Source organism: Flavobacterium sp. CYK-55 (assembly GCF_018413465.1).
Classification (GTDB): Bacteria; Bacteroidota; Bacteroidia; order Flavobacteriales; family Flavobacteriaceae; genus Flavobacterium.
In genome coordinates this window covers 1-18,541 of record NZ_JAHCDK010000009.1, presented here as the reverse complement: position 1 = coordinate 18,541, position 18,541 = coordinate 1, and the positions used below count along the sequence as shown (strand labels likewise).

Genomic DNA, 18,541 nt, shown 5'->3' with positions numbered 1-18,541 from the left:
GACAGCGTTCCCTTTTTCATTATACAAATTTAATATTTTTTCTTTTTACTTACTTCGTTTGGATCAACTTTTTTCTTAATCATTGCCGAAAGCGTATCATTAAAACGAGGTTTGTCAACCTTAATGTCTTCGGTCGGTTTTGGTATTTCCTCGTTTCCTTTGTTCTTATTTTTTGCCATGCACTAGGGTTTTATAGTCCAATCTTTTATTAGTTCCATTAGCCAAAGCTAAATCGAATAATGACCCGCAAGATAATGAACGGTTGTTATATCTGAAAGATGTTTCGTGTAAATAACGACCTAAGTGTTTGCGGCTCACTTGGTGATATGTACCAACGATAGTTCTTTTAACGTGTGACCAATAGTTCTCAAGGTTATTGGTGTGCGCATTCCCTTTCACATATTCCTCAACTTTGTGACAAACAAACTCATGTACATAGTCAGATTTTAACGCTCTGTAAGGTTTGTACTCGTCAGAGTAAATAGTGTTTCCGACTGCAACCTTTGAACGCATAATAGGCAAGACAACCGCGCCAGTTGTATTTACTACTGGAGTAGCGAACACTTTTCCGTCACGCTCCAAAATACCGATAACAGCAGCTTTAGTTTTTGTAGAACGACCTTGATTGTTTGGGGTTCTTTTATTCGCGTGTTTGTTTTGCTCAATTCCACCGATAAAAGTTTCGTCAACTTCAACTGGTTTAGTAAAAACAGGCGTTTCAACGTTGTATGATTCGCGGATTCTATGCAAGATAAACCAAGCTGTTGTTTGGCTTACTTTGATATTTTTAGCCAACGCGTATGAACTTGAACCTTTTTTATCCCCTGATGTTACCAAGTAAATAGCAAAAAACCATTTTTTCAAAGATATATTTGAATCCTGAAATATTGTACCTACTTTGATTCCAAACTGTTTACGACAACCATAACATTTGTAACGTTTTGTTTTACCTTTTAAAGTGTTTACTTTTTCAGATTCACAGTAAGGGCAAACTGGCACACCGTTCCAACGCAATAACTCAAAATGAGCCTCGCATTTAGCTTCTGTATCGAAATACTCTACTAATTCAATTAAACTGTCGAAATCTCTTATATCTTTTGTGGTTGCCATAACTTGTTTAGTTTGATGATGTAAATATACTACACTTTATTTACACTAACAAACATTTTTCGAGTTATTTTGTAATTATTATTAACTTTATTTACATTTGTCGAATGAGAGCGAACGTTTTTACAGTAACAAAAGACAACAAAGTGCTTTTTGTTGAATCAAATCTGAAAGACTTTTTAAAAGGTTTTGGATTGATTGAGCCTAACGCGCCTCATTACAATACGTTATACAAAAACTTTGCCATTAGCAACGTTTATGAAAAAGACGGATATTGTTTTCAAAAATTTACCGTAGAACAGATAAACGAGTTTGTTTCGAGTTCTGCAAACCCAAAATAAATTAGGCTGTTTTGCCCTCAAAAATTGAGAAAAAAGGCAAACTGAAAAACTTAATTAAAAATTGGGTTACAATTCTTAGTTATTGCCATATTTTTTATTTTGCGTGTAACATGAATAAAATAAATGCATGTATTTGTCAACATTTTTTAACAAAATGTAAGTTAAAACTTAAAAAAAAGTAAATTTACGGGACAAAAAATGGATTTTTTTACATTAAAATGTAAGCAAATACTTATTTATAGTGTTAAAATATACGCAAACACTTTAAGTTATCAACATTACTGCGTATATTTGTTGACGTAAATATACTTTTGCAACTAGAAAAAATAAGCATTTAGCGAGAAAGCAACGGTTATTTCGTTTAATTTAAAAAGTAGGAAGTTATGAACAATATTTTGGAGGACTTGAAAAGTTATTTCCGAGAAACTCCTCGAGAGAAAGTATTGAAAGACTGGAATGGCCTAGATTATTTGGATGAAGTTGGTCCAACAGTTGACGAGTTTTTAGAGATATCTAAAATTCTTTACGAGTACAGAGGACATTTTTGGAAAGAAGAAGAAAATTGTAATATATTAGCAAACCCGAAGTTTAACCTTCGGGTTTCTTTTTAAAACTTAAATTTAAAATATGAGCGAAAGGGCTGTATTCCAATTGAATAAATACTACTTTAATTCAGTTAAAATAGATTTAGACGAGAAAAAATCAAAAGACGTGAACGTTGAATTCAATCCTTCTGGCGTCTTCAATACTGAAAAATCTGAATACGAATTAAAAATTACTTTCTCAGCATATTCAGGAGAAAATAAAAACGAGTTTATTAGAATAGTTTGTATTGCTATATTTGGTTTTGATAATGTATCAAAATTAGAAGAAGTGCCGTCTTTTTTTTATAGAAATTCAATAGCAATACTGTTTCCATACCTAAGAGCGTTTGTTAGTACTGTAACACTTCAAGCAAATATACCTCCTATGGTATTGCCTACCTATAATTTATCAGAACTCGAAAAGCCTTTAAAAGAAAATACAATATCCAAATAATTAGATTTGAGCCGTAAAGTTTCAATTTTTCAAACTCTTGAAAATAGAGATAATCCTGACTATGTTGAGTACAATGGTCCTTTTATCTGTAAATGGACAAACGCTTGGCTAGGTACTGGGTATTATTTTTGGGAAGCTTTTGTAGAAAATGCTCATTGGTGGGGAAAGTCGCACCTAAATGGAAATTATATGATTTGCGAAGCAAATTGTTGTTTAAATGAAAATGAATATTTCGATTTAGTTGGAGATACAACTCACATGAAATTTTTTCATGAAACAGTATTAGAAATGAAAAAACAAGGCTTGATAAATAAAAAAACAACAGTGTCTAAAATATTACAACACATGAGAGATGTGTCTAAAGTTCTTAAAGTTGATGCGGTTAGAGCTTTTGGAATACATTCAATTAGTGAGCATTTGCACCCAAAAAATATATTTAGAATGCTGTTTGAACCAAATAAAAAACAGTACTTAGATTTTAAACCACCAATACAAATTTGTTTTTTTAAAAAAAGCGGTTTGAATATGTGTGGATATAGGGTTATTTATCCAGACGAATTTAATAATAATTATGTAGTATAATAAAGCCCTCAATTAGAGGGCTTTTCTTTTTGTTTATTCGGAACAAAATTTAATGCTGTTTTTAGGTCTTTATTGAAGTTAGATAGTTGCGGCAAATCAACACTTACGGTTTTGCTTACTTCTTGCTCAATTTTATCAAAGTCAAGTTCCGTTTGACCGTTTGCTCTATCAACCATGCGATTGAAGTTGCTTTTAAATTCATCCCAAGTCCTAGATATTTCCATTATACCAACAACCTTGTAAATTTGAGCGGTCAAAGCGGGGTGACCAATATCTGGAGTTAAACTTTGAAAAAATCTAGCCGTGTAGTTTCCTTCATCGCTTTTTGGAGTTCTGGACTTCAATTCGTCTAAAACTCCCTTTGGCAACTGATTATATATAAGTTCATTCGTCCATTTACCAATAACCCCAGGTCTTTTCTTAATTCCACTAACTGTATAATCCCAACCGTTAAGCCTGAATATATTATAATAAAATTGGTCAGGAAACATCTTTTGCCACTTTAGCAGCTCTTGTGAAATATAGGCTTTTAAAACAACTTGTAGCGCATCTTTTTCACGTTCGTATTGATATCCGGTTGCCTCATCAACCAAAGCGATAATACCAACCTTTGAAAGGGCTAATAATAGTATTTCAGAAGCCCTTGCTAGCGGTATTTGTTGCGTGGCAAGTTTTCCGGCAGCACGAGCATCTAAGTAGACTTTGGATAATAATGGTAAAATTTCAGCATTATAACCTTCTGCTTTATTTCCTTTTTTGTCAGTATAAATGATGGTATTGAGCACCCTATCTAAGTCCTCGCCAATAAAGGGCTGAACGTTCTTAGCATCCACAAAAGCGGGTCTGTTGAGCACCCTTAAATCTTCTTTTGCGCGACCTCTTTTTGTTCTGCCAAATGCCTTAAAGACAGCCGATTGAGTTATTATTCTAGTTCCGTCCTCTAAAACCGCTACATTTAATTCATTTTCGCCAATAGGAAGTTTTCCTTCATGCGTTGCTTTTAGTAGTTTTGCCATTATCCAATCAATTCTTTATAAGTTAAACGATTTTCCATATTCCCTAACATCAAATCAAATCTGTTTTCTGATGTAATATTACGGCTATTGTATCTGAAAACAAACTCATCAACGTAAAGTTGTAAGTGTTTTTTAGATGTAAAGTGATAGATTCCGAAAATACCTCGTTTTAAAAGCGACCAGAAGCCCTCAATTGTGTTTGTGTGGATTCTACCATCAACGTATTGGTGTGCGTTGTGCTTAACTACGCTATGGTCGTAAATACGTCTTAATTTGTTGTAGCCTAACCATTCATCAGAGTAAACAGTAGAACCTGACTTAACAACTGATACTATTTCAGCGGTCAAAGTTTTAACCGTTCTATTATCAACGTGTTTTGCATTTACTTTGCCACCGCGCTCAATCATTCCCATAACCACGGCTTTATCTCCTGCGTGTGGGTTGTCAGATTTTTTGTCAGCGTGTTTATTGGTTTCTTTACCACCTACGAATGTTTCGTCAACTTCAACCTCGTTTTCTAATTGGTTGTCGTTTTCAATACCAAAGCATTGACGGATTCTTTGAAGCATAAACCAAGCTGATTTTTGAGTTATATCTAAATCTCGGCTAAGTTGTAAAGATGAAATACCTTTTTTGTGTGAAGTAACAATCCAAATAGCTAAGAACCATTTAACCAAAGGGAGTTTTGTATTATCAAAAATAGTGTTGGTTCTAACATTGAAGTTTTTACCCGTATTTTTGCATTGATAACCAGTTTTGGTTTTGTAAACCTTTGACGAAGCATCAAACGGACTAACAACGTTTCCGTTCCAACGTAATTTTTCTAAATGCTCAATACATGCTTGCTCATTTGGGAACGCTTGGATAAGGTCTAAAACTGATTTTACTTCTTTATTAAACATGGTTCTGTGTTTTTGATGAACCAAAGATAAGAAGTTATTTGCAGTAAACAAAATTATTTACTGCAAAATTGTATATAATTACCGATAGAATTTCTACGTGAAAAATAGGCGAGAAGCTAAGAAAATATAGCCATAAGTCATGACCGCGGTTGTAGGCAGTTTTAATAATTAACTAAAACTTCTTCCATTCTCTTTCTATATTCTCTAAACAATTTATATATAATTACAGACGAGTAAAACATACTCAATGTATAATTGATTTTATTTAAGATTGTAAAATGTGGCATATTATTTCCGCCACCTAAATATAATATTGACGAAAGTCCATTTTCTTTTTCTTCAAAATGATTATTTAAGTTTTGATAAAAACCACTAAAATGGACAAATTCACAATACTGTTTATAGGTTTCTAAAAAATTATGTTCAGGCCATTTTTTGTCTATTTCTTTTGCCAAATATGAATCATAAAGTTTATTCCCATTATTCCCTGTTAAGTTTTTATATTCTTCACCATTGATAAATTTCTCTAAACAATTAGGCATATCATCCATTATTGTAAAACCAAATAATCTTAAGCAATTTTCAATTTGTAACCTTAATAATGAAATAGCGGAAATATAATTTTTACAAGAAAATAAAGTGATAAATCCGTTATTCAATTCAACAGTTCTGTTTACTAAAGAATAATTAATACTAGTAAGTTTGAATAAAACATTTTTGTTGGTTTCCGCTTTATGTAAAATTTGTATTTCTTCATTAAGTCGCTCATTTACTTCAAGAAGTTTTTTCTGCAACATTTCTAATGTTTCTTCATTAACAGGATATAATTCTTCTGAGCTCATATTTTCAATTTACCGGTTTCCAAAAATTGCCTACAACGTTTTGCGGCCATGTCTTGTGGCGGACAAGCGAGCCGCGTACGCTCCGCTAAGCTAAACAAAAAACGTGAAAACCGAACATAAAGCAAGGAAAATCAAGCCATAAGTCATGACCGCTGTTAGCTGGAGGGCATTTACGCTTTTGGAATAAATTCATTAATGTTTCTACTTGGAAAGCCTAAAGTGTAATAATCTATATAATCTCCATCATACGATAAAATTTTTAAAATAATTCTATTAAAAAGCGATTCATATGCATGTGTCAAATGTATAGTCTTTATGATTTCTTCGTCTGAGATATCTCCAAATGATGTATGTGCCATTTTATTTCTAGCTTTAATAGCTTCTTTTTCTATCTCACCAACTGGCAATTCAAGTATTTCAAACATCATAAATAATTTTTCGTTCGCGCCTCGTTGTGAAGAACCTTTAATCTTATTAAGAATTATCTCTCGATGAGTTGGGTCTTCTAATTTGATTGTGTCAATTTTCTTTGAAATTGATTCTAGTTCATCTTTAATTAGTTTTGTGAACTTTGATTGTTCAATGTAGTATTGCTTTTTCTCAGGATGAAGTTTTAGAATCTGTGCAGCAAGACTTTCTACAGAACTAGAAAGAATAGGTAAATTTGCTCCAAGTGGAGAATATTTTGCTAACCAAAACTTTGTTAATGCACCATTCAATTTGAGTTTGTCACGTGATTTTAAATATTCAGGCAACAGCCTATTTATTAGAATTTCAACGTTGTTGTATCTATGAAAATCATGAATATTAACTGGAGTAAATCCCATCTTTTTACAGATATTAACTACATTCATTCCATTTGGATTTTGATAATGTTGCTCCGTAAAGTAATATGAATCGCTATATGATGCTTCTCCAATTTTAAATAATTGATGTCCAAAGATAAAACCTACTAATTCTGAAATAGCTTCTCGAATTTGTTTGTCAGGAATTGGTTTTAATGCTTCACGATATTCAAATACTAAATTGAAAGACCAATTTGGGCCAAAAATTTCAGGAACTTTTCCAACAAGAACTGAGATATTTTCTGTTTCAATAAGAAAGAAATCGTTTCCGCCACCTTGGCTTTGCGAAGTTTTAAAATCATTCTCATCATCAATTGATAATCTTGTTCTAGTATGCTTTTTTTCAATTTTTCTATTTGTGCCTCTTGGAAAATACATTTCTGGCTTGCCGCATAAATACCATTCATGAATTATTGAAGTTTTATTATGGTTATCAAGACGAACTTTTTCTATTGAATTAAAAATCACATCAGACTTTATCGTTGTTGTGTTTGATTCGAAATTATGATTGGTAGACGCACCGCTTAATACTACACCATTGATTCTATATTTAATTTTTTTATCTCTTGAATAACCGATAAGATTTTCATTTTCTACAATGCTACCTAGCTCACCATGATTACGATTAATTTCTGCAAATGCATTCAAATTTTGCAAAGTTGCAACTAACTTATATTGTAAATCTCTTGAAAATACAATTGTTGCTTCTGGATTGACTTTATAATGTTCATTTTCAAATACAATTTCAGAAATTTCATCAGTTTCGTTTATAACTTCCCATTCAATATATTCCTGATATTGTTCCGTAAATTTTTTCATTATTTCTAATTTAGTGTATGGTGGCTTTTTGCCTTGCAGCTAACGGTCTGCGTATAGGCGAACGTCGCGGAACAGCGAATCGCGTACGCTCCGCTAAGATAATTTTTTTTCGTGAACGCCAAACATAAAGCTAACAAAATCAAGCGATGGCGCTTATACGCTGTTGGCAGGTTGGCGCTTTTAAGTTCAAAGTTTGCGCACAGTTTTCACGCACAGAATTGTTTAGCCGGAATTGCTTCAACGTAAAGTTTGGAAAAAAATAAAAACTTGTTGCGCAGCAATTTTTTAGCGCTGTTGACACGCAAAGTTTACGTTCTGTTTTTACATTTCGTTTTTCACGCAAAGTTTTACGAAATGATTTCAGAAAGCAGCGAAATCTCCGTTTTGAAAAAGCTTGAAAAATTCACGACAAAGTTGATCAAGATTTTCAACAGCGCGATTTAGAAAATCAGATTAGCAATTACGGAAGTTCGTTTTTTGCGGCTCGAAAATGCGCTTGCTGCCAACGTGTTGCGCATAGGCGAACGTTGCGGAACAGCGAGCAGCGTATGCTCCGCTAAGATAAAATTTTTACGTGAAAACCAAGCATAAAGTCAACAAAATCAAGCAATGGCGCTTCATGCGCTGTTGTGGGCTGGCTAAATTTTGCGCTTATATTCGCAAGCTATATTGGATTTCTTTGTATCTCCAATAATCACTAAGATTGCACCGTAAAGAAAATATGAATTATAAAGAATCAAATTCTTACTATTGTTTAAGCCAATTTTTGTTCTATTCAATTCAAAGTTGCCAGCTATAATTGGAACACCAAATGTTTTAAAGTTTTTATTTTTCAAATAGACAAATCCATCTTTTAATTTAAATTTCATTTTGCTACTGTCAATCAACTTTTCATTTTTGAGTAAAGCAAAAAATATCGTATTCTTATTTTTCACTTCAATTTTGACATGGTAGCTTTCTATATTATTTTTTATATCTTCTCTTAACTCTTGATTTGTTTCTTTTAGAATTTCATACAACCCTAATCTATTAATTGAATCTTTTTCAATAGTCACAGGCTTTAAATTTTCAAATTTTGTTATTGCTTTTGTAATTCCGATCTCATAAGTTCCATTTAGTTGTTTGATTGATTCTTCATTTATGATAGCGTTATTTTCAAATGCTACTTTTTTAGAAAATGAAGCACAACCAATTATCAAATTGAATATTGTAAAAAGTATAACGAATCGTTTCATGTTACCGGTTTTTTCATAGCTTGCCCACAACGTGTTGCGCATAGGCGAACGTTGCGGAACAGCGAACAGCGTATGCTCCGCTAAGATAAAATTTTTACGTGAAAACCAAGCATAAAGCCAACAAAATCAAGCAATGGCGCTTCATGCGCGGTTAGCGGTTCGTGCTTTATGCATTATTATTAAAATATTTAGTTTTCAGAAATCTCCTTTTTTAGCTTTAAAATTTCCTCTAAAATATCATCTGCATAATTGTTTCCAACTATTCTTGTAAGTACAATTTTTCCATCAATGTTTATATATTGAGAAACTAAAAAAACTTTGTTGTTTATTTGTTCAATTTTTGGTGAGTTTGGTAAACCTGAATCAAATGTTCCGTGTATTTGCATATTTGTAATTTCTATTAAGTTTTCTTCAATCACAAAGTTTAATTGTACTTCAATTGCGCCTTCACTATAGTTTTTTTGAAATCTTTTATGAATAATTTTCTGATTATTTATCATATTTTTCAATTTTAAAATTGCAATAATATTTTTTTTAATTAATTAATTTTAGAAAGTTTCACCAGTTAATTTTCCTCCATTTAAGTTAACTAAATGTGTAAAGGCTTTTTTTAATCTTTCAGGTAGTTGATCATTTTGAAATTGTAGACCAAACATTATCACAGTATTACTGGAATTATTAATGAATTTATATTCGCTAAAATTTTCACCAACATATTCTCCTGTTTTAATACATTTCCCATTTGCACAAATTAAAGTCATTTTGTAACCATCATCTAGTTTTTGAATTTTAATTTTTCCTAATGATTTTAGAGGAATTATACTTTCATATAAATTTTTTGAAAGCCAAGGCTGTTCAATAATTAAATTCCCGTTACTGAAATAAACTTCATAGTTATGATATGCATTGAATCGATATTCTACATCTTCAATAATTGATTTAATCCACTCTTCAGAATCTTTTTTTGATTGTGCAATTATATTCGGAGTTGTAAAAATGAATGAAATAATAATTATAATTTTTTTTGATAATGAAGTTTTCATATTGATTTGAGATTAAATATTTTGTTGAATTATTTTTAAATCGTTATTATGTTTTAGCATGACCGCTAACGTGTTGCGCATAGGCGAACGTTGCGGAACAGCGAAAAGCGTATGCTCCGCTAAGATAGATTTTTTACGTGAAAACCAAGCATAAAGCTAACAAAATCAAGCAATGGCGCTTCATGCGCGGTTATAGGCAGATTTTATTTCTTGCTCCATTCGTCCCAATAGTTTTTACATATTTCTCCGAACTGTTCTATTGTTAATTCGTTTTTATTTTGGTCAAACACTTTTATTGTCTGGCAACTAATTGTCAAGTTACCACCGCAATAGTCAAAGCTTGTGTCGTGTTGGTTGCATGTTATCACTACAACGTCATCTTTGATGTCTGCTGAAAGTATTTCAAGTTCCGCTTTAAAAATGTCTGCATAGTTGGTCTTTACAATAGTTGGAAGGTCAATCGGATTTGTCCACGGGTCAAGTTCTAATTTGAACACATTGATTAGCTCCACGTAAAACTTGTCAAATGACTTATCTATTCGTTCCGCCAAATATTCACAGTCAACCGTCACAGTCAACAAGTTTTTGTCTCCCGTCCACGCAGAAATTGTCCCATCGTGTAGGATTGAAAAAATATCTCTTATGTCTTCGGTTGCTGTCATTCTAAATTTGCCTATAACGTGTTGCGTATAGGCGAACGTCGCGGAACGTCGAATCGCGTACGCTCCGCTAAGATAATTTTTTTTCGTGAACACCAAACATAAAGTCAACAAAATCAAGCGATGGCGCTTATACGCTGTTAGGCGGAGGCATTTTAATAAACCCAATTCAGTCTTATTTCGTGACTTTCATTATAATTTTGAATTTTTGAGATTATCGATTTGCGATGTGCATGGCCAATCATGAAAATCGCTTTTTTATATTGATGATTCTTACTGAAATCATAAATATTTTGAAGCATAAAATTTTCTCGTTTTTCATTTACATTTTTCCAGCAACTTAGTATTTCATCTAAATCTTTATCTTTTAATTGTTGGACCTCATTTTCAATCGCCTCATAAATTCCATTGTTGATTTCCATACAATTATCGCTATTGATAAAATTGAATCCGTATAAGTTTGTATAGATTTTTTTCTGATAAATAAGTCTTCTAAAATTAAAGCCGTTTATGTTAGTGCGCCCTTCTACTTTACTAATTAGTTTTTTATAATTGTGAAAAAATGTTTCGTTTGGAATATCATCCGAATCTACTTGTACCTGTTTTATTTCGCTAGCTTCCAAATACATTTTGATTGCGTTTGTCTCTAAATTGCTATGGCTTTTTTCTATGTAAAATTTCTCGTAAAAAGAAGGAGGAAGTTCTTCAAATATTACTTCTGGTTCAATTTGCTTAAAAAGCTTGAACAATTCAATCGAATTGCACATTCCATTATCTGCGTGACTCGTACAAATTAAATGAATTGTATACATAAGATCGATTTTGAGACGATTTTTTTATGCTTGCGCCTAACGTTCTCTTGCTAGGCGCGCGTTGCGGAAAAGCGAGCCGAGTAAGCTCCGCTAAGATAAAGTTTTTACGTGAAAAACAAGCGCAAAGCCAACAAAATCAAGCAATGGCGCTTAGCAAGTGTTAGCCGCTGGCTTTTTTACGCGAAAGAAAATCAGTCCAATTTTGAACAGCCCGTAACTTGAATGAACTGCTAAACGTTGTTTTTCCATCTGGTTAACCTCCGCATTCCTCTTGTAAATAGCCAAGAAATAAATCTTGAATGTCCACCTTCAATCATTTTTTGCTTACAATATTCTTGAAACTCGTTCACATCATTTCCTTTGTAAATAAACTCGCCATTTTCAAAGCAGTAAGAACAATACATTTTACTAATGCTTCCGTCAGCATTTGTACCACCCTTTTTTTCATCTCGTTTTAGCGGCATTCCGCAAGATTGGCAATTCCTATAATCTGTCATGTTGTTTATTTTAATTCAAAGATAAAGTTTCAAAGTTTATGTTTCACAGAAGAACTCGGATTGTCACGTTGTTTAAGCTTGCGGCTAACGGTTTGCGGCCATATCTTGTGGCGGAAAAGCGAGCCGCGTACGCTCCGCTAAGCTAAATAAAAAACGTGAAAGCTGAACATAAAGATAACAAAATCCAGCTATAAGTTATGACCGCTGTTATTGCTTGACGCTTTTAAGTTCAAAGTTTGCGACCAGTTTTCACGCACAGATTTGTTTCGCCGGAATTGCTTCAACGTAAAGTTTGGAAAAAAATAAAAACTTGTTGCGAAGCAAATTTTTTAAGCGCTGTTGACACACAAAGTTTTCGTTCCGATTTTCACGCAAAGTTTTGCCAGCGTTTTCTCCAAATTGAAAAATGAAAAAGGCGAGAAGTTGGTTTCCAAAATCACGACAAAGTTGATCAAGAATTTCAACAGCGCGATTTAAAAGTTCAGATTAGCAATTGCGGAAGTTCGTTTTTTTTGCGGCTCGAAAATGCGTTTAGCAATAACGTGTTGCGCATAGGCGAACGTTGCGGAACAGCGAGCAGCGTATGCTCCGCTAAGATAAAATTTTTACGTGAAAAACTGATATAAAGCCAACAAAATCAAGCAATGGCGCTTCATGCGCGGTTATGCGACGTTTACTAATAAGCGATTCTTCTTACAGTTAATTCATTTTCAGTTAGCTTTAGAATCAACAGTTTTTCACCTTTTTTTCTCCATGAAATTGTAATAACTGAATCTGAAATTCTTTTCCATTTTCCATTTATTTTCTCAAAATTGATTTTATCATTTCCAGTTGGACACCAACTTTCATTTTCTTTCAATATCAATTTACCATTCGGCATAAATTGCAAACCGTAATTGTTTTCAAATTCTTTAGCTGACTTATATGTTCTTTCTTTAATGTTTTTTATGTCGAATTTACTTAAAACCCATGTTTTCATGAGCAATTTATTTTGTTCTCTTTGGAAAGATGAAAACGAAGTATTTATAACTACAAATAAAATTAATACCAAGAGTTTATTCATAATTTATCCGATTGTAATTAAATGTCGCATAACGTTTTGCGGCCATATCTTGTGGCGGAAACGCGAGCCGCGTACGCTCCGCTAAGCTAAACAAAAAACGTGAAAACTAAACATAAAGCTAAGAAAATCCAGCCATAAGTTATGACCGCTGTTATTGCTTGACGCTTTTAAGTTCAAAGTTTGCGACCAGTTTTCACGCACAGTTTTGTTTCACCGGAATTGCTTCAACGCAAAGCTTGAAAAAAATAAAAACTTGTTGCGAAGCAAACTAATTTTAGCGCTGTTGACACACAAAGTTTTCGGTCTAATTTTCACGCAAAGTTTTGCCAGCGTTTTCTCCAAATTGAAAAATGAAAAAGGCGAAAAGTTGGTTTCAAAAAATTCACGACAAAGTTGAGCAAGAATTTCAACAGCGCGATTTAAAAAGTCAGATTGGCAATTGCGGAAGTTCGTTTTTTTGAGGCTCGAAAATGCGTTTAGCAATAACGTTTTGCGGCCATATCTTGTGGCGGAAAAGCGAGCCGCGTACGCTCCGCTAAGCTAAATAAAAAACGTGAAAGCTGAACATAAAGCCAAGAAAATCCAGCCATAAGTTATGACCGCTGTTGGCGGCTGGCATTCTTTTTATAAACTTTTTAAAAATTTCACTAGAAAAATATTAAACAAAATGGATATAAAATTAGAATTGCCAATGCTATCGAAATAGTAATTGCTGCATTCTGATATCCATTTTTACAGAGTTTATTAGTTAAAAAAACATTACCAATTAATATCAATGGATAAATTATCTCTAATGTTAAAATAATCCATTTGTATTTAATATCACTATCTAGGAAATCGTCAACTTGAAAAAATAAAAAAGGCCAAACTAAAATAGGAAATAAGGTTAATATATTCAATATTCTTAGCCAAGTTGGAACAGAAGCAATTTCAATTTTTTGATCCTCATCCATATATCTATATTTTATTATTTAGCAAATTGTTCAAGCTAAGCAGGATTTATGCTTGCCGCCAACGTTTTGCGGCCATGTCTTGTGGCGGAAAGGCGAGCCGCGTACGCTCCGCTAAGATAGAATTTTGTTCGTAAAAAATAGGCTAGAAGCTTGAAAAATAAAGCCATAAGTCATGACCGCTGTTACCAGCAGGTTTACATTACTTTCAAAGTTTTCTGCTTTCTATAATCTTTAACTGATATAACAACAAAAATAGCGGTCAATAAAAGCAGTAAATATTTTGAAGGCATTGATGTCTGTAAATTGTATACTATTTCATTTTCAATTTCAACTTGTGATGGATTTGTATCTACAAAGCCTTTAGTATAAATAGTAAATTTTTTACCTACATTTTTTGGATTCCCTAATTCTTCCCAGTATTTATCATATTGTTCAGTGAAAGTCCATTTTCTGCCGTTTTGCATAGTGATTACCAATTCTACATCTTCCAATGTTGTAAATCCTTTTTCTCTTTTTATTGTATTAAATTTTGAGCTTTCAAAAAACTCAACACTCTTTGTGTAATCATCTAAATCATTTGACAGATTGGGAATTATAAAAATAATTGAACTAATTACAAGAAATACTGTTACGATACGAAACATTCTACGCTTAGTTTCAGTGTATGATTTGTAATGTTCATTTTCTCTATTTATCATAGTGCTTTTAAAACTTGCTGGTAACGGTTGCTAGCTACGCGACTGCGCGGAAAATGCGAACCGAGTATTCTCCGCTAAGATAGAATTTCTTCGTGAAAACCAAGCGTGAAGTTAGGAAAAACCAGCGTTGCTCGCGTAGGTAGGGTTATGTGACGTAGCATTTTATTCTAATTGCCAATTTTCTAACACCAAAGTAATAATTGAATGTGGCCACATTTCATAATTTTGCAGGTTTGGTCTAATTGGAATAATTGATGTCGGTTTCCATTGTTGACTTATTGGTGTAAACATTAAAGCTCCATATCGTAGAGTTCTTGCAAAAGGATTTTTTACATTTAAATCAGTTCGAATCTCTTTTCTATTTTCCGAATCTTGAGTAAATTCAATTATAATTGTTTTTTCTGGATTGAGATTTTTCTCAACAACTTTCATTTTGCTTATTGAATCACCTTGGATTTCACATTCGACAAAAACTTTTTCATTACAATAAATTTGAAGAATTTTTTCTTTTACAAAATATGGACTTTCTTCCACATCCATCGCGTATTGTTGAGTTTCGTTGGCTGCTATCTCTAGTTTGTATGATTTTCTCTTTGGTTTGTCATTTTGCGAGTATATTGACAAGCTAAATATCGATAATGTAATGATTATAAATGTTTTCATATTTTGTTTTTTATGCGGTTTTCAAGCTATGTCACATAACGTGTTGCGCATAGGCGAACGTTGCGGAACAGCGAGCAGCGTATGCTCCGCTAAGATAGAATTTTTACGTGAAAACCAAGCATGAAGTCAACAAAATCAAGCAATGGCGCTTCATGCGCGGTTACCGGCAGTTTATTTTTTAAATATCGAATTTATTTCAATCTCTGCTTCCTCTCTCATTTTAGCTTTATCAGTTTGATTGAGCATTTTCGATATCTTTTCAAAACCGAAATCGGAACAGCCACTACAAAATTCAACTTCTGTATCTGAATTATAAAGCTCTGAAATTCTGTTTAAATCTTTTTGAGAAAGAACTATCAATTTCTTTTTTTTCAATATTTCTGATACAACTACGCCAAGAAAATTTTCTGCTGAGTTTTTTGAATAGAGCATTTCAATAAACTTACTATACTTCTTTGTGTTTAGTAATGAGTAAGTTTTTTTTATTATTGGTGTTGACGAGCCAGCACCTCCGCAGGCAAATCCAATTGTATTATTATAATCTGAAAATTGTGAATAGCAACAAATCGACAGTAGGAGTGAAGTTAATAATATATATTTCCTCATTTAATTTATTTTTAAATTGCGTTAGATTCTTGAGTCTGCGTTTAAATTGCCGGTAACGTTTGGCGGCCATGTCTTGTGGCGGACAAGCGAGCCGAGTACGCTCCGCTAAGATAGAATTTCTACGTGAAAAATAGACTTGAAACTAAGAAAATAAAGCCATAAGTCATGACCGCGGTTATGAGCAGCTTTTGTTTTTTATTTGCTTGTGAAAATTGAAAACTTTCCAGAATACATCTTCATTTTTACCATCAACTAAACTTATATTAGTTTTCATTGAGGTTCCAGTTAATAAAGTTTCAAATCTAAATAATAAACTTTGTATTGGATTTTCAATCTGCTTATAGAAAATTGAATTGTCGCTTAAATCCAACGATAAGAAAGACCACATTCCTAAATTAATTGTGCCAACACTTATAACATTGCTCCAAGGAATTTTCACACCATTAAGATTATCTATATAAAATTCTTCTGTTAGTTCAATTGCAGGTAATTTATTTAAGCTTCTAATAAAACTTTTAATAAACATATAGATTGATGAACCGAAAATTAGAAGCAATATAGTCGTAAAAATTACACTTGCAGGTTTAGGAGATTTAATCATTACAATTGTAAGTGGAATAATGAAGAATATAACTATTCCACTAAAATTTGTCCAAACATTTTTATAATTATAGTCTACTTTCATTATCGTTTGTTTCTTTCAAAGTTGCTCATAACGTTTTGCGGCCATATCTTGTGGCGAAAAAGCGAGCCGCGTACGCTCCGCTAAGCTAAACAAAAAACGTGAAAACCAAACATGAAGCTAAGAAAATCCAGCCATAAGTTATGACCGCTGTTATAGCCCAGACGCTTTTAAGTTCAAAGTTTGCGCACAGTATTCACGCACAGATTTGTTTCGCCGGAATTGCTTCAACGCAAAGCTTAAAAAAATAAAAACTTGTTGCGAAGCAAATTAATTTAAGCGCTGTTGACACACAAAGTTTGCGTTTCGTTTTCGTCTCGTTTTTCAAGTAAAGTTTTTACGAAATGATTACAGAAAGCAGCGAAATCTCCGTTTTGAAAATGCTTGAAAAATTCACGACAAAGTTGAGCAAGATTTTCAACAGCGCGATTTAAAAGTTCAGACTTGCAATTACGGAAGTTCGTTTTTTTGCGGCTCGAAAATGCGTTTGGCTATAACGGTTTGCGGCCATATCTCGTGGCGGAGAAGCGAGCCGCGTACTCTCCGCTAAGATAGAATTTCTGCGTGAAAAACAAACGTAAAGCTAAGAAAATCAAGCCATGAGTTATGACCGCGGTTAGCGATAGTCTTTCTTTAATAAGTATATATTTCGATTAGTCCAAATTCAGCAGCCGCTCCATAAAGTTTTATGCATTTTGAAGCTTCGGTTATTTTTAATTTTTTAATTTCTGATTTACTAATATTAAGTTTATCAAAGTTTGGCATGCAATAATGAAATTTTACACTACTGTCTATAATCACCATTGGTCTGCCGCCCAAAGTTCCATTTTTTTGATTTTCATAAATTATGTTGAGCAAATAAAATTTGTCTTCAGTTGAGTCATTCAATGAATAAATTCTTTCCATTTTGGCAGAACTTGTTTTACAACTTGAAATTACTCCAAAAAACAGAAAAACTATCACTAAATTCTTCATATCTATTTACGGTCGTTAAAGATTATCGCTAACGTTTTGCGGCCATATCTTGTGGCGGAAAAGCGAGCCGCGTACGCTCCGCTAAGCTAAATAAAAAACGTGAAAGCTGAACATAAAGCTAAGAAAATCCAGCCATAAGTTATGACCGCTGTTATTGCTTGACGCTTTTAAGTTCAAAGTTTGCGACCAGTTTTCACGCACAGTTTTGTTTCGCCGGAATTGCTTCAACGCAAAGCTTGAAAAAAATAAAAACTTGTTGCGAAGCAATTTTTTTTTAGCGCTGTTGACACACAAAGTTTTCGTTCCGATTTTCACGCAAAGTTTTTCCAGCGTTTTCTCCAAATTGAAAAATGAAATAGGCGAGAAGTTGGTTTCCAAAATCACGACAAAGTCGAGCAAGATTTTCAACAGCGCGATTTAAAAGTTCAGATTGGCAATTTCGGAAGTTCGTTTTTTTGCGGCTCGAAAATGCGTTTAGCAATAACGTTCTCTTGCTAGGCGAACGTTGCGGAACAGCGAGCAGAGTTCGCTCCGCTAAGATAGAATTTTCTCGTAAAAAACAAGCTTAAAGCCAACAAAGTCAAGCAATGGCGCTTAGCAAGTGTTATGTGGGGTGCTTTGTTTAAGTGTTTGGTTTATATTTAGTTATCAAAGTTGCCATGATAATGCTTACAGTAAAAAGAATAGAAAAACTCAATCCTCCGTAATTTTTATTTGGATTATAGCTTTCTTTTCCAAATACGACTAAACATGAAATTAGCATTAGAATGATAGCTAAAACCGAAAAAATATATTTACTTTTTTGATTAAAGTTACTTTTCATTTTTCTATATATCAACATCATTATAATGTAAGTTGGTAAAGAAAAAACTACGCAATACATGAAAATAAAAATTAGAGAAGACAAAAAATCGTCTTCAAAATTTCCTGCCAAAATGAATGAACTCAAACAAAATAAAACTACAGCTATGCATATTGTTTTTAGCCAAAGTTTAAATGGATAATTTATCATTTCTACGTTTTTTTTAGCATCGCACATAACGGTTGCGGGTTTGCTCAGTCACGGTAATTTGGAACAGAGTATAATCCGTTAGATGAAACAAACATATGGAAAATATATCTTTCTTGAACACTGATGCAGTTATTGTGCAAACCTGCTGTTG

25 protein-coding genes are annotated in these 18,541 nt (G+C 33.0%); 5 read left to right on the top strand and 20 right to left on the bottom strand.

Annotated features, from left to right (window positions below):
• Nucleotides 1-29: 29 nt before the first annotated feature.
• Both KIH23_RS10140 and KIH23_RS10135 read right to left on the bottom strand, forming a co-directional pair.
• On the bottom strand, nt 30-179 hold the full coding sequence (locus KIH23_RS10140; RefSeq protein WP_213213376.1) for a hypothetical protein: 150 nt from the start codon (nt 177-179) through the stop codon (nt 30-32).
• On the bottom strand, nt 166-1,110 hold the full coding sequence (locus KIH23_RS10135; RefSeq protein WP_213213375.1) for an IS1595 family transposase: 945 nt from the start codon (nt 1,108-1,110) through the stop codon (nt 166-168). The genes KIH23_RS10140 and KIH23_RS10135 overlap by 14 nt, the downstream gene beginning before the upstream one ends.
• Nucleotides 1,111-1,214: 104 nt before the next feature.
• On the opposite strand from KIH23_RS10135, the gene KIH23_RS10130 reads away from it, so the two are divergent.
• The 4 genes from KIH23_RS10130 to KIH23_RS10115 all read left to right on the top strand — a co-directional run bounded on the left by KIH23_RS10130 (nt 1,215) and on the right by KIH23_RS10115 (nt 3,068).
• Entirely contained in the window at nt 1,215-1,448 is a 234-nt protein-coding gene (locus tag KIH23_RS10130) for a hypothetical protein (RefSeq protein WP_166337930.1), read from the top strand.
• Nucleotides 1,449-1,831: 383 nt separating this feature from the next.
• On the top strand, nt 1,832-2,059 hold the full coding sequence (locus KIH23_RS10125) for a hypothetical protein (protein WP_213213374.1): 228 nt from the start codon (nt 1,832-1,834) through the stop codon (nt 2,057-2,059).
• 16 nt (nt 2,060-2,075) lie between these two features.
• Nucleotides 2,076-2,486 (top strand): protein-export chaperone SecB, encoded by a 411-nt coding sequence (locus KIH23_RS10120; RefSeq protein ID WP_213213373.1) that lies wholly within the window; start codon nt 2,076-2,078, stop codon nt 2,484-2,486.
• 6 nt (nt 2,487-2,492) lie between these two features.
• Nucleotides 2,493-3,068, top strand: coding sequence for a hypothetical protein (locus KIH23_RS10115; RefSeq protein WP_213213372.1), 576 nt, complete (start codon nt 2,493-2,495; stop codon nt 3,066-3,068).
• 8 nt (nt 3,069-3,076) lie between these two features.
• Here KIH23_RS10115 and KIH23_RS10110 read toward each other — a convergent pair whose 3' ends face one another.
• The 18 genes from KIH23_RS10110 to KIH23_RS10025 form a co-directional block, all read right to left on the bottom strand.
• Nucleotides 3,077-4,084 carry a P63C domain-containing protein gene (locus KIH23_RS10110; RefSeq protein WP_213213371.1) on the bottom strand — a complete coding sequence of 336 codons (1,008 nt, stop codon included), beginning with the start codon at nt 4,082-4,084 and terminating at the stop codon, nt 3,077-3,079.
• A complete protein-coding gene (locus tag KIH23_RS10105) occupies nt 4,084-4,986 on the bottom strand; it encodes an IS1595 family transposase (protein ID WP_213213370.1) in 903 nt (300 codons plus the stop codon). Before KIH23_RS10105 ends, KIH23_RS10110 begins: the two co-directional genes overlap by 1 nt.
• A gap of 161 nt (nt 4,987-5,147) precedes the next feature.
• Nucleotides 5,148-5,828 carry a hypothetical protein gene (locus tag KIH23_RS10100; protein ID WP_213213369.1) on the bottom strand — a complete coding sequence of 227 codons (681 nt, stop codon included), beginning with the start codon at nt 5,826-5,828 and terminating at the stop codon, nt 5,148-5,150.
• A gap of 170 nt (nt 5,829-5,998) precedes the next feature.
• On the bottom strand, nt 5,999-7,492 hold the full coding sequence (locus tag KIH23_RS10095) for a hypothetical protein (protein ID WP_213213368.1): 1,494 nt from the start codon (nt 7,490-7,492) through the stop codon (nt 5,999-6,001).
• 638 nt (nt 7,493-8,130) lie between these two features.
• Entirely contained in the window at nt 8,131-8,727 is a 597-nt protein-coding gene (locus tag KIH23_RS10090) for a hypothetical protein (protein ID WP_213213367.1), read from the bottom strand.
• Nucleotides 8,728-8,915: 188 nt separating this feature from the next.
• Nucleotides 8,916-9,227 (bottom strand): hypothetical protein, encoded by a 312-nt coding sequence (locus tag KIH23_RS10085; RefSeq protein WP_213213366.1) that lies wholly within the window; start codon nt 9,225-9,227, stop codon nt 8,916-8,918.
• Nucleotides 9,228-9,275: 48 nt separating this feature from the next.
• Nucleotides 9,276-9,770, bottom strand: a complete 495-nt coding sequence (locus KIH23_RS10080; protein ID WP_213213365.1) for a hypothetical protein — start codon at nt 9,768-9,770, stop codon at nt 9,276-9,278.
• Between the two features lie 203 nt (nt 9,771-9,973).
• Nucleotides 9,974-10,432: a hypothetical protein gene (locus KIH23_RS10075; RefSeq protein WP_213213364.1), complete on the bottom strand. Its 459-nt coding sequence runs from the start codon at nt 10,430-10,432 to the stop codon at nt 9,974-9,976.
• Between the two features lie 152 nt (nt 10,433-10,584).
• Nucleotides 10,585-11,241: a hypothetical protein gene (locus KIH23_RS10070; RefSeq protein ID WP_213213363.1), complete on the bottom strand. Its 657-nt coding sequence runs from the start codon at nt 11,239-11,241 to the stop codon at nt 10,585-10,587.
• 230 nt (nt 11,242-11,471) lie between these two features.
• The gene (locus KIH23_RS10065; RefSeq protein WP_249684893.1) at nt 11,472-11,738 is read right to left on the bottom strand and encodes a zinc ribbon domain-containing protein; all 267 of its coding nucleotides are present in this window, start codon (nt 11,736-11,738) and stop codon (nt 11,472-11,474) included.
• A gap of 676 nt (nt 11,739-12,414) precedes the next feature.
• Nucleotides 12,415-12,717, bottom strand: coding sequence for a hypothetical protein (locus KIH23_RS10060; RefSeq protein WP_213213362.1), 303 nt, complete (start codon nt 12,715-12,717; stop codon nt 12,415-12,417).
• Nucleotides 12,718-13,448: 731 nt separating this feature from the next.
• A complete protein-coding gene (locus KIH23_RS10055) occupies nt 13,449-13,754 on the bottom strand; it encodes a hypothetical protein (RefSeq protein ID WP_213213361.1) in 306 nt (101 codons plus the stop codon).
• Nucleotides 13,755-13,948: 194 nt separating this feature from the next.
• Nucleotides 13,949-14,452, bottom strand: a complete 504-nt coding sequence (locus KIH23_RS10050; RefSeq protein ID WP_213213360.1) for a hypothetical protein — start codon at nt 14,450-14,452, stop codon at nt 13,949-13,951.
• Between the two features lie 162 nt (nt 14,453-14,614).
• Complete coding sequence (locus KIH23_RS10045) at nt 14,615-15,115, bottom strand: hypothetical protein (RefSeq protein WP_213213359.1); 501 nt, start codon at nt 15,113-15,115, stop codon at nt 14,615-14,617.
• Between the two features lie 171 nt (nt 15,116-15,286).
• Nucleotides 15,287-15,721 (bottom strand): hypothetical protein, encoded by a 435-nt coding sequence (locus KIH23_RS10040; protein ID WP_213213358.1) that lies wholly within the window; start codon nt 15,719-15,721, stop codon nt 15,287-15,289.
• A 175-nt stretch (nt 15,722-15,896) separates the two neighbouring features.
• Nucleotides 15,897-16,406 (bottom strand): hypothetical protein, encoded by a 510-nt coding sequence (locus KIH23_RS10035; protein WP_213213357.1) that lies wholly within the window; start codon nt 16,404-16,406, stop codon nt 15,897-15,899.
• A 630-nt stretch (nt 16,407-17,036) separates the two neighbouring features.
• The gene (locus KIH23_RS10030; RefSeq protein WP_213213356.1) at nt 17,037-17,378 is read right to left on the bottom strand and encodes a hypothetical protein; all 342 of its coding nucleotides are present in this window, start codon (nt 17,376-17,378) and stop codon (nt 17,037-17,039) included.
• 81 nt (nt 17,379-17,459) lie between these two features.
• Nucleotides 17,460-17,786: a hypothetical protein gene (locus KIH23_RS10025; protein WP_213213355.1), complete on the bottom strand. Its 327-nt coding sequence runs from the start codon at nt 17,784-17,786 to the stop codon at nt 17,460-17,462.
• A 473-nt stretch (nt 17,787-18,259) separates the two neighbouring features.
• On the opposite strand from KIH23_RS10025, the gene KIH23_RS13820 reads away from it, so the two are divergent.
• Nucleotides 18,260-18,382 carry a hypothetical protein gene (locus KIH23_RS13820; RefSeq protein WP_262897467.1) on the top strand — a complete coding sequence of 41 codons (123 nt, stop codon included), beginning with the start codon at nt 18,260-18,262 and terminating at the stop codon, nt 18,380-18,382.
• The last annotated feature ends 159 nt before the right edge of the window (nt 18,383-18,541 follow it).

Coding starts and splice junctions, on each gene's coding strand:
- KIH23_RS10055 (WP_213213361.1), bottom strand. CDS start 13,754: ATGGATGAGGATCAAAAAATTGAAATTGCTTCTGTTCCAACTTGGCTA.
- KIH23_RS13820 (WP_262897467.1), top strand. CDS start 18,260: ATGAAAATAAAAATTAGAGAAGACAAAAAATCGTCTTCAAAATTTCCT.
- KIH23_RS10070 (WP_213213363.1), bottom strand. CDS start 11,241: ATGTATACAATTCATTTAATTTGTACGAGTCACGCAGATAATGGAATG.
- KIH23_RS10065 (WP_249684893.1), bottom strand. CDS start 11,738: ATGACAGATTATAGGAATTGCCAATCTTGCGGAATGCCGCTAAAACGA.
- KIH23_RS10130 (WP_166337930.1), top strand. CDS start 1,215: ATGAGAGCGAACGTTTTTACAGTAACAAAAGACAACAAAGTGCTTTTT.
- KIH23_RS10060 (WP_213213362.1), bottom strand. CDS start 12,717: ATGAAAACATGGGTTTTAAGTAAATTCGACATAAAAAACATTAAAGAA.
- KIH23_RS10035 (WP_213213357.1), bottom strand. CDS start 16,406: ATGAAAGTAGACTATAATTATAAAAATGTTTGGACAAATTTTAGTGGA.
- KIH23_RS10095 (WP_213213368.1), bottom strand. CDS start 7,492: ATGAAAAAATTTACGGAACAATATCAGGAATATATTGAATGGGAAGTT.
- KIH23_RS10120 (WP_213213373.1), top strand. CDS start 2,076: ATGAGCGAAAGGGCTGTATTCCAATTGAATAAATACTACTTTAATTCA.
- KIH23_RS10085 (WP_213213366.1), bottom strand. CDS start 9,227: ATGATAAATAATCAGAAAATTATTCATAAAAGATTTCAAAAAAACTAT.
- KIH23_RS10100 (WP_213213369.1), bottom strand. CDS start 5,828: ATGAGCTCAGAAGAATTATATCCTGTTAATGAAGAAACATTAGAAATG.
- KIH23_RS10140 (WP_213213376.1), bottom strand. CDS start 179: ATGGCAAAAAATAAGAACAAAGGAAACGAGGAAATACCAAAACCGACC.
- KIH23_RS10110 (WP_213213371.1), bottom strand. CDS start 4,084: ATGGCAAAACTACTAAAAGCAACGCATGAAGGAAAACTTCCTATTGGC.
- KIH23_RS10090 (WP_213213367.1), bottom strand. CDS start 8,727: ATGAAACGATTCGTTATACTTTTTACAATATTCAATTTGATAATTGGT.
- KIH23_RS10080 (WP_213213365.1), bottom strand. CDS start 9,770: ATGAAAACTTCATTATCAAAAAAAATTATAATTATTATTTCATTCATT.
- KIH23_RS10040 (WP_213213358.1), bottom strand. CDS start 15,721: ATGAGGAAATATATATTATTAACTTCACTCCTACTGTCGATTTGTTGC.
- KIH23_RS10050 (WP_213213360.1), bottom strand. CDS start 14,452: ATGATAAATAGAGAAAATGAACATTACAAATCATACACTGAAACTAAG.
- KIH23_RS10135 (WP_213213375.1), bottom strand. CDS start 1,110: ATGGCAACCACAAAAGATATAAGAGATTTCGACAGTTTAATTGAATTA.
- KIH23_RS10105 (WP_213213370.1), bottom strand. CDS start 4,986: ATGTTTAATAAAGAAGTAAAATCAGTTTTAGACCTTATCCAAGCGTTC.
- KIH23_RS10045 (WP_213213359.1), bottom strand. CDS start 15,115: ATGAAAACATTTATAATCATTACATTATCGATATTTAGCTTGTCAATA.
- KIH23_RS10075 (WP_213213364.1), bottom strand. CDS start 10,432: ATGACAGCAACCGAAGACATAAGAGATATTTTTTCAATCCTACACGAT.
- KIH23_RS10030 (WP_213213356.1), bottom strand. CDS start 17,378: ATGAAGAATTTAGTGATAGTTTTTCTGTTTTTTGGAGTAATTTCAAGT.
- KIH23_RS10125 (WP_213213374.1), top strand. CDS start 1,832: ATGAACAATATTTTGGAGGACTTGAAAAGTTATTTCCGAGAAACTCCT.